The 7,271-nt window shown below is 68.8% G+C and carries 6 protein-coding genes; all 6 read left to right on the forward strand.

Annotation, left to right across the window (positions count from 1 at the left end):
* A partial coding sequence (locus tag JO059_RS17920; RefSeq protein WP_293321088.1) for an LLM class F420-dependent oxidoreductase occupies positions 1 to 828 on the forward strand: 828 nt, incomplete at its 5' end.
* A gap of 30 nt (positions 829 to 858) precedes the next feature.
* Positions 859 to 1,719, forward strand: coding sequence for an LLM class F420-dependent oxidoreductase (locus tag JO059_RS17925; RefSeq protein ID WP_293321090.1), 861 nt, complete (start codon positions 859 to 861; stop codon positions 1,717 to 1,719).
* 9 nt (positions 1,720 to 1,728) lie between these two features.
* Entirely contained in the window at positions 1,729 to 2,724 is a 996-nt protein-coding gene (gene rfbB, locus JO059_RS17930) for a dTDP-glucose 4,6-dehydratase (protein ID WP_293321092.1), read from the forward strand.
* Position 2,725: 1 nt separating this feature from the next.
* Complete coding sequence (gene rfbC, locus JO059_RS17935; protein WP_293321094.1) at positions 2,726 to 3,352, forward strand: dTDP-4-dehydrorhamnose 3,5-epimerase; 627 nt, start codon at positions 2,726 to 2,728, stop codon at positions 3,350 to 3,352.
* Between the two features lie 235 nt (positions 3,353 to 3,587).
* The gene (locus JO059_RS17940; protein ID WP_293321096.1) at positions 3,588 to 5,498 is read left to right on the forward strand and encodes a PE domain-containing protein; all 1,911 of its coding nucleotides are present in this window, start codon (positions 3,588 to 3,590) and stop codon (positions 5,496 to 5,498) included.
* A gap of 167 nt (positions 5,499 to 5,665) precedes the next feature.
* A partial coding sequence (locus tag JO059_RS17945; RefSeq protein WP_293321098.1) for a PE family protein occupies positions 5,666 to 7,271 on the forward strand: 1,606 nt, incomplete at its 3' end.

A 7,271-nucleotide genomic window follows, 5' to 3' on the forward strand; every position in this document is an offset into this window, starting at 1 on the left:
AGCAAACCCAATCTGGGCCGGTTCGGGTCGTTCGGCCGCGGCGTCACGCCCGCGCAAGCCAAAGAAATCGAGTCTCTGGGATATGGGGCCGTGTGGGTCGGCGGTTCTCCTCCCGCCGAGCTGGCTTGGGTGGAACCGCTCCTCGAAGCGACAAGCACCTTGCAGGTGGCCACCGGAATCGTCAACATCTGGACGGCGGCCGCCGGGCCCGTGGCCGAATCGTTCCACCGCATCGACCGGGCATACCCCGGCCGCTTCCTGCTCGGCATCGGCGTCGGCCACCCCGAGGCGCATACCGAGTACCGCAAGCCCTACGACGCGCTCGTGCGGTACCTCGACGAGCTCGACGAGTACGGCGTGCCGCCCAATCGGCGGGTGATCGCCGCCCTCGGGCCCCGGGTGCTAAAGCTCTCGGCCCAGCGCAGCGCCGGCGCCCACCCCTACCTGACCACTCCCGAGCACACCGCGAAGGCCCGCGAGCTCATCGGCCCGTCGGCGTTCCTGGCGCCCGAACACAAGGTCGTGCTCACCACCGACGCGGAAAGGGCCCGCTCGGTGGGCCGCAAGGCGCTCGACATCTATTTCAACTTGGCCAACTACCGCAATAACTGGAAGCGACTGGGCTTCTCCGACGACGAGGTCGCCCGACCGGGCAGCGACCGCCTGGTCGACGCGGTTGTGGCCTACGGCACCCCCGACGAGATCGCGGCACGGCTGAAGCAGCACCTCGATGCCGGCGCCGACCACGTGCCCGTGCAGGTCCTCACCAAGGATGAAAACCTGGTCTCGGCGCTTGCCGAATTGGCCGGGCCACTAGGACTGAATTAGCAGAAGCACGCATCTTCGAGGGGGACCTAGATGACGGAAGCAGTTTCACTGAAGCCCAATCTGGGTCGGTTCGGCGTCTGGCTACCCACCCGCTCGATCACGCCCGAACTTGCCAAGAAGATCGAATCCCTCGGGAACGGCGCTGTCTGGATCGGCGGATCGCCGGACGCCGGCCTGAACTGGGTCGACACCGCGCTGGCACAAACCACCTCGTTGCAGCTGGCCACAGGGATCGTCAACATCTGGTCCGCGCCCGCGCCGGCGGTGGCCGCGTCGTTCCAGCGCATCGAGAGCACCCATCCGGGAAGGTTCTTGCTCGGCATCGGGGTGGGCCACCGCGAGCACACAAAGGAGTACGTGAAGCCCTACGACGCACTGGCGGGCTACCTCGACGCACTCGACGCCGCAATGGTTCCGACCAGCCGTCGGGTGCTTGCGGCGCTGGGGCCGCGGGTGTTGCGGCTGGCGGCGGAACGAAGCGCAGGCGCCCACCCGTATCTCACCACGCCGGAACACACGGCGAAGGCGCGCGAACTGGTGGGCAATTCGGTGTTTTTGGCGCCCGAGCACAAGGTGGTGCTCACCACGGATGCCGCCGAAGCCCGCGCGGTCGGCCGCAAATACGCGGAGCATTACCTTGGGCTGAGCAACTACGTGAACAACTGGCTGCGGTTGGGGTTCACCCACGACGACGTGAGCAAGCCCGGCAGCGATCGGCTGATCGACGCGATCGTGGCGCACGGCACCCCCGAGGCGGTCGCGCGGCGCCTCAACGAGCACCTCGACGCCGGTGCCGACCACGTCGCGGTGCAGGTCCTTGATGAGACGAACGAAGACAAGTTGGTGCGCGTACTCGGTGAACTGGCAGGACCGCTTGGCATCACCCGTTAGGGTTTGAGCATGCGATTGCTGGTCACCGGCGGAGCTGGCTTCATCGGTGCCAACTTCGTGCGCAGCACGGTATCTGAGCATCCCGAAGACGATGTGACGGTCCTGGATGCGCTGACCTATGCGGGACGACGTGAGTCGCTGGCCGGGGTGGAAGATGCCGCCAGGCTCGTTGTCGGCGATATCACCGACGCCGACCTGGTGTCCCGGCTGGTTGCCGAGGCCGACGCCGTCGTGCACTTCGCCGCCGAGAGCCACGTGGACAACGCGCTCGACGATCCGGAGACGTTCGTGCACACCAACGTGCTCGGCACGTTCACCATCCTGGAAGCGGTGCGCCGCCACGGGGTGCGGCTACACCACATCTCCACCGACGAGGTCTACGGCGACCTCGAGCTCGACGATCCCAAGCGCTTCACCGAGTCGACGCCGTACAACCCGTCGAGCCCGTACTCGGCGACCAAGGCCGGCGCCGACATGCTGGTCCGCGCCTGGGTACGGTCCTATGGCGTGGGCGCGACGATCTCGAACTGCTCAAACAACTACGGGCCCTACCAGCACATCGAGAAGTTCATCCCCCGCCAGATCACCAACGTGCTGACTGGCCGTCGACCCAAGTTGTATGGCAGTGGCGCCAACGTGCGCGACTGGATCCACGTCGACGACCACAACAGCGCGGTGCGGCGGATCTTGGAAAAGGGCCGGATCGGCCAGACCTACCTCATCAGCGCCGAGGGCGAACGCGACAACCTGACCGTGCTGCGGACGATCCTCCGGCTGATGGGTCGCGAGCCGGACGACTTCGACCATGTCACCGATAGGGTCGGTCACGACCTGCGGTACGCGATCGACCCGTCGTTGTTGTGCGACCAATTATGCTGGGCGCCAAAACACACCGACTTCGAGGAGGGTCTGCGGGCCACCATCGACTGGTACCGTGCCAACGAATCATGGTGGCGCCCTTTAAAAGACGCTGCCGAAGCCCGCTACGAGGAACGCGGTCAGTGAGTTGAAAGTTCGCGAGCTGGACATCCCCGGCATCTGGGAGATCACCCCCACCATCCATGGCGACTCGCGCGGATTGTTATTCGAATGGTTCACCGACCACGACTTCACCGGATTCGCCGGCCACCGCTTCGACTTCCGGCAGGCCAACTGCTCGACTTCGGCCGCTGGTGTGCTGCGCGGCCTGCATTTCGCCCAGGTGCCGCCAGGCCAGGCAAAGTACGTGACCTGCGTCTCCGGTTCGGTGTTCGACGTGGTCGTCGACATCCGGTTGGGCTCACCGACATTCGGGCGGTGGGACTCGGTGGTGCTCGACGACAAGGAGCACAACACAATCTACATTTCCGAGGGCCTGGCGCATGGATTCCTTGCACTACAGGAAAATTCGACGGTGATGTACCTCTGCTCCGCGGAATACGACCCGCAACGAGAGCACACCATCTGCCCGACGGATCCGGCGCTGGGAATCGACTGGCCGCTGGTCGACGGCGCCGCAGCCGTCCTGTCCGACCGCGATGCGGCGGCGCCGAGCTTCGCCGAAGTGCACGCCTCCGGCCTTCTGTCCACGTGGGAGGAGACGCAGCGTTTCATTCGCCGGATGCGCAGCGAAAAGGGCATCGACGAAGCGTGATTCGTTGGTCGCCGGTGCAGCTGCATCTACACCGGCGGGCACCGTCGCCGCGGTGATTCGGTCGAATATGCAGCAGCGGTTGGTGATTGGACGGCTAACGGGTTAACTCTCGGGGAAAGTCAGGCTTCGCGGTTAACGAAAACAGCTGCTTTCGGAACGCGGTGTGACTACTATCCGCTTGTCCCGGCCGGGACGCGACCGCTCAATGATGCGAGCTAGTCCTGAGAGGAGTCCCATGTCGTTCGTGATCGCGGCACCCGAATCGGTGACGGAGGCGGCAAGAAGCCTGTCGAGCCTTGGCTCGGCCATCAACGCTGCCCACTCGGCCGCGTCAGCGCCCACGACGGGAGTGCTAGCGGCCGCCAGCGACGAGGTGTCCGTGGCGATTGCAGCCGTGTTTTCTCGGCACGCATCGGCGTACCAGGGGCTCAGCGCGCAGGCGGCAACGTTTCACACGCAGTTGGTGCAGACACTCAGGGCCGGCGCGGTCGCCTACGAAACCGCCGAGGCGGCCAACGCCGGGCCTCTGCGCACGCTGCAGCACGAGGCGCTGCAGGTGATCAACACGCCGACCGACACGCTGCTGGGACGTCCTCTCATCGGTCCGGGCTTCAACGGCGGGACGACGCCCCAGGGGATAGGAACGCCCGGCGGGGGCGGTGGAATTTTGTGGGGCAAAGGTGGCCACGGCGGCGCCAGCACGGCTCCTGGCGTACCCGGCGGCGTCGGCGGTCCGGCGGGGCTGCTCGGTACCGGGGGCACCGGCGGGATGGGCGGCTCCGGCGCGGCCGGCGGACGTGGGGGCACCGGAGGACTGCTCTCGGGCCACGGCGGGACCGGCGGGCTCGGCGGCCCGACCGGGATCGGTGGCGCCGGCGGCGACGCGGTGATGTTGGGCACCGGAGGCACGGGCGGCCAGGGCGGGACGTTCACGGACAGCGCCAGCGGCGGCCGCGGCGGGCTGGGCGGTACCGGAGGTCTGCTGTGGGGGAACGGCGGCAAGGGGGGTATCGGCGGACCCTTTGGCATCGGCGGCCCCGGCGGCAACGCGCAATGGTTCGGTCACGGCGGCACCGGCGGAATCGGCGGAGCGTTCGCGAACGGCGGACTTGGCGGCCGGGGCGGCTTCTTGGTCGGCGACGGCGGCAACGGCGGGACCGGCGGGGTCGTCACCGGCGCTGGCGGCGCGGGCGGTCTCGGCGGGCATCTGTGGGGCCACCCCGGGGCCACCGGCGCCCACGGCGGTCCGGCCACGGTCAAGCTGATAATGAACGGCACCCGCCCGGAGTTGGAAGTATCGGTCAACGACGGACCGCAGTCTATGGCGTTCATCGACACCGGTTCCACCACGACGTTGATTCCTATTCAGAACGTCAATGTGGCGTCTCTGGGCCCCCCGACCGGGTCGGGTGTGTACGACTTCGGGCCGGCCGGCACCCCCACCCTGCAAACAAAGACCTACTACACCACATACACGGCGTCGCTGAACTTGGGCGATGGGATCGCGACCAAGCCGATGACGATCGGCGTCATCACCAACGAAACGAACGGCGTGGGAACACCCATCCCCCAGAACGATTGGGAAGGTGTGCTCGGTGTCGGCTCCAACACGAATTCTGCGACCTATCCCGTCGGGTTTGTGCAGCAGTTGCCGGGCAACCTGAATCAGGGCGTGTTGGTCAACCAACCCGGGAAGTATTTCGAGTTCGGACCGAACCCGCTGACGCCCTTCGCCTCGGTTCACGGCGCCCCGGAGACGGGAGACCTACAAACATTGATCAGTTACAACGGCGTCAGCACTGGATTGCAGCCCATTTCGATTGCGAATATCGATACCGGTGGCGTGGGCGGAGACATCCCGCAAAACCTGCTCCCAGCACCGCTTAACACGCTTGCGCCAGGTACAGCCTTACCGCCGGGCACAACGGTCACCGTCGAAGCCCCGAGCTTGGCCGGCCCCTATCAAACGCTTTACCAGCAGACGGTCGGAAGCATCCCGGGCTATCCGGACATGCGTGTGACGTCGCCCGAAACCGCTAACCCGCCCGGCGTCTTCAACACCGGAAACTACATCTTCTCGCAGATGCCGATCTACTTCTCGTACAGCGTCCCGGGTGGAACCACATATTTCGACAGCATGAGCTAATCGGTTCGCGTGGCGGCCTCGCGGCCACCGTGCGCGGATACCTGCGCAACTGAGGCCACGGCGCGCCGTCGTCTTGGCGAAAGCACGGAATTCGCCGCCGCGAGTGTCTACCATCCCCTTATCGCTGAACGAGGGGGCAGCTCCAACGGGTTACCGGAGGTGTCTCAATGTCCTTTGTCGTCGTCGAACCCGAAACGTTGGTGGCGGCGGCGCGCGATGTGGCGGGTATCGGCTCATCCCTGAGCGCCGCCCATGCGACGGCCGCGGCTCCGACCACGACCGTGGCCGCTGCGGCGGGTGATGAGGTTTCGGCGGCGGTCGCGTCACTGTTTGCCAGCCACGCCAAGGACTACCAGGCGCTGAGCACGCGGGCGGCGGCATTTCATAACCAGTTTGTGCAGGCGCTCACCCACGCAGGCGGCTTCTACGCGACCACCGAGTCCGCCAACGCCTCGCCCCTGTCGACCCTCGAGCACGACGCCTTAGGGGTGATCAATGCGCCCACCGAGTTGCTGTTGGGCCGCAAGCTGATCGGAAACGGCACCAACGGAGCAGCGGCGACCGGGCAGGCCGGCGGGCCGGGCGGGATTCTGGTGGGCAACGGCGGCAACGGCGGCTCCGGCGCGCCCGGGCAGCCCGGTGGTGCCGGCGGGAACGCGGGCCTATTCGGTACTGGCGGAAGGGGCGGGACCGGCGGGGCCGGTGCGGCCAGCGGGGTGGCTGGGACCGCCGGGGCTCCGGGCGGCCCCGGCGGCGCCGGTGGATTCCTGGGAGGCAACGGCGGGACCGGGGGGACCGGCGGGGTCGGCGCGTCAGCGGTCGCCGGGAGCGGCGCCGGCGGCGCGGGCGGCGCCGGCGGCGCCGACAGGGCGCTGCTGTTCTTCACCGGCGGGGCCGGGGGGGCCGGCGGGGCCGGCGGGGCTGGCACCGCCGGCCCCGTGGCCGCCCCCGGAGTCGGGAACGGCTTTAGCGGCGCCGCGGGCGGGGTCGGTGGGGTCGGGGGGCCAGGTGGCGCCGCCCACGGGCTGCTGGGTGTCGGCGGGGCCGGCGGCGTCGGTGGCAACGGCGGCGCTGGCGGCAACGGCGGCGCCGGCAGCACTGGTGCAGGCCATGGCTTCCCCGGCGGTAATGGCGGCAACGCGGGCAACGGCGGCGCCGCCGGAGCCGGCGGCGCCGGCGGCGCCGCGCCCTTTGGGGCCGCCGGCCACGCGGGCGGCCAGGGCAACGGCGGCAACGGCGGCAACGGCGGAGGCGGCGGGACTGGCGATGTTGTTGATTCGAGCATGGGCCCCACTGCCGCCCTCGGGCTCAACGGCGGCAATGGCGGCAACGGCGGCAACGGCGGTGTCGGCCACACGGGCGGCGCCGGCGGGGCCGGCGGCGCCGGCGGCTCGGGGGCCAGCCCAACTGGCGTCGTTTTGTCCCTCGCGGTCGGGGGAGGCGGTGGCGGCGGAGGTGCCGGCGGCAACGGCGGTGCCGGAACGATAGCGGGTGGCGCCGCCGGCGCAGGCGGCGCAGGCGGCGTAGGAGGTAACGCCTCCCTTGCCATCGGAGGCGTCACCGGCTTCGGCGGATCCGCGGGAGGCGGAGGCGCCGGCTCCGGTGCTTCCGGTGCCGCCGGCGGGATCGGCGGCGCCGGCGGAGGCGGAGGAGGAGGCGCCGTCGCCTCCAACCTCGCCGGCAACGAGAGCTGGGGCGGCGCGGGAGGCGGCGGGGGCGCCGGAGGCGGCGGAAGTGCCGGCGGAGCCGGCGGAGCCGGCGGTGATGCCACCG

This window comes from Mycobacterium sp., from assembly GCF_019247615.1.
Classification (GTDB): domain Bacteria; phylum Actinomycetota; class Actinomycetes; order Mycobacteriales; family Mycobacteriaceae; genus Mycobacterium.